This window comes from Nostoc sp. UIC 10890 (assembly GCF_054786515.1).
Window position 1 is genome coordinate 1 of the sequence record NZ_JBSGKF010000125.1, and the last position, 1,839, is coordinate 1,839.

3 protein-coding genes are annotated in these 1,839 nt (G+C 38.8%); 2 read left to right on the forward strand and 1 reads right to left on the reverse strand.

The features are described from left to right. Positions 1–188 precede the first annotated feature (188 nt). Together ACWATR_RS39735 and ACWATR_RS39740 are read left to right on the forward strand one after the other, a co-directional pair. Positions 189–338, forward strand: coding sequence for a hypothetical protein (locus ACWATR_RS39735; RefSeq protein ID WP_460345804.1), 150 nt, complete (start codon positions 189–191; stop codon positions 336–338). A gap of 69 nt (positions 339–407) precedes the next feature. After that, positions 408–1,307 (forward strand): hypothetical protein, encoded by a 900-nt coding sequence (locus ACWATR_RS39740; RefSeq protein ID WP_460345805.1) that lies wholly within the window; start codon positions 408–410, stop codon positions 1,305–1,307. A 318-nt stretch (positions 1,308–1,625) separates the two neighbouring features. Here ACWATR_RS39740 and ACWATR_RS39745 read toward each other — a convergent pair. Beyond that, positions 1,626–1,839: hypothetical protein (locus ACWATR_RS39745; RefSeq protein ID WP_460345806.1), on the reverse strand; the 214-nt coding region annotated here is incomplete at its 5' end.

Below are 1,839 nucleotides of genomic sequence, written 5' to 3' on the forward strand. Positions count from 1 at the left end.
GGGGGATTCAAACCTGCCACTCATTGTAGACCGCTAAATCTTCTCTTTCAGAGACGCTGCACGAACAATTGAGTGGGGTCTTAAACCCACTCAATTGTTCGCTTTTTCATTCACAATTCAATTCTGAATTCTGGTTCCTGACTCCTGAATTCTGTTTGATAAATACTTTATTAAAGGTAAAGAAAACGATGAGCGAGTACCAGTATTACGAATTCCAGGCATTAGACCGACCATTAACTGCATCGGAACAAGCATATATAAGTAGTTTATCTAGTCGGGTACAGTTGAGTGCAACAAACGCAATTTTTACCTACAGCTATGGAGACTTTCGAGGTTAACCCAAGGAAGTTCTAGAAAAGTGTTTCGACATCATGTTATACATGGCGAATTGGGGAACGCGACAATTAATGTTTCGTTTCCCTAAAACAGTGGTTGCTCCATCAGTTTTTGAACCTTATTGTTTAGCTGATAAAATTACTGTATCAAGTAGCAAAAATTATGTAATTGTAGATATCAGTATCCAGGATGAAGAATATGGAGATTGGATAGAAGGAGAGGGATGGCTAGCGAAGTTAGTGCAATTGCGTGATGATATTTTACAAGGGGATTACCGAGTTTTCTATCTGGCTTGGTTAAAAGCAGCTTCAATAGCAATTGAAGAAGGGGAAGATGAAGAAGATTTAGTTGAACCACCTGTCCCAGCCAACTTGAAAAAGCTACCTGATGCGATTGAGACTTTTATAGAGTTATTTGATATTGACCAGGATTTAATTGCATCGGCATCTCAAGTAAGTATTGATAAAAAAGAAAATACTGAACCCATAAAAGAGTGGATTACAGCTTTGTCATCAGAGGAAAAAGACTATTTTCTTTTGAAATTGGCAACAGGTGAAATTAATGTTGGAATACAACTTGTAAAGCGACTGCGAGAACTATTTAAAATTCCCAAAACTGATAGCAATCATGATACTCACAGACGCTCATTCTCCCAGTTACTAGAAAATGCTAATGAGCAAATGCAACAGCGTCAGCAACGAGAAAAATTAGCAGCACAACAGGAAAAAATCCGGAAGTTAGAAGCTCTAGCTAAAAATCAAGATAAAGTATGGTCAGATATATATAAGTTACTTGAATTCAAGCAATCCAAAACTTATGACCAAGCAGTTGCACATCTAATTGACTTACGGGAATTGGCTGAATATCAAGGAAAGCAAGAGGAGTTTAAAGCTTCTATTAAGCAGATGCAAAAAAATTATAGCACCCGGACTGGATTGCTATCGCGCCTGAAAAAAGTTGGATTATTGTAAATTCTCTAAGTGTAAAATTTTTCTTTTCTGACACGGTGATGCCGATTACCAAGAAGGGGGGAAAGGGCAATATACAAAAAACTTTTCCCCTTTATCGTATGAAGCCCCTATTTTTAAATAGGTCGAATAAAAAAAGAAGATTTTTAAGGCACGTAGTGCGATAACTTAGCAGTGCGGAGACGGAGCCGCTCCGCCTCCAATCCATATTTAAAACTTCTGCTTTTAAGTATGGGGTTCCTTTCCCCCTTTCCCTTTCTTCATCTCTTATTTGAGCGAAAAATAAGCTGATGTATCTAATAAATACATCAGCGTTTTGACTTATCCCAAGATTTCAATCACAGCCGCTAGAATAGCTGGGGCTTTGTCTGAAACCGGAATGAATAGACGTTTTTTCCAGTTGATGATCTCGGTGAAACAGCCAACAGCTAAGAGTCGCTCTGCCAGTGAGATAGCATTAACCAGTTCTATGCGAGGTTCTGTGGCAATATAAGAACGCCGTAAAGTAACGCCACCCGGCAACTGCTGGGAATAG